1 protein-coding gene is annotated in these 510 nt (G+C 78.8%); it reads left to right on the top strand.

The annotated features are described in order from the left end of the window. A partial coding sequence (locus MRBLMG1_RS37245) for a biotin/lipoyl-containing protein (RefSeq protein WP_367828588.1) occupies positions 1-510 on the top strand: 510 nt, incomplete at both ends.

Below are 510 nucleotides of genomic sequence, written 5' to 3'. Positions count from 1 at the left end.
GCCCCGGCCCCCGTGGCCGAGGCACCGGCCGCCCCGGCACCGGCCGCCCCGGCGCCGGCCGCCGAGGCCCCGGCCGCCGCTCCGTCCGGTGCCGCCGGCACGGACGTCGTGCTGCCCGCCCTGGGCGAGTCCGTCACCGAGGGCACCGTGACCCGCTGGCTGAAGTCGGTCGGCGAGACCGTCGAGGCCGACGAGCCGCTGCTCGAGGTCTCCACGGACAAGGTCGACACCGAGATCCCGGCCCCGGTCTCGGGTGTCCTCCTGGAGATCGTCGTCGCCGAGGACGAGTCCGCCGAGGTCGGCGCCAAGCTCGCCGTCATCGGTGCCGCGGGTGCCGCTCCGGCTCCCGCCGCCGCCCCGGCCCCGGCCGCCCCCGCCGCCGCGGCTCCGGCCCCGGCTGCGACTCCGGCCCCGGCTGCGACTCCGGCTCCGGCTCCGGCGATCCGGAAGGCCCTCCCGCCGACGTACATGACGACTGACCCCGGCTCCGCTGCGACCAAGGTCACATCG

It is taken from the genome of Streptomyces sp. LMG1-1-1.1, assembly GCF_040815545.1.
GTDB lineage: Bacteria > Actinomycetota > Actinomycetes > Streptomycetales > Streptomycetaceae > Streptomyces.
This window is presented reverse-complemented; position numbering and strand designations above follow the sequence as displayed.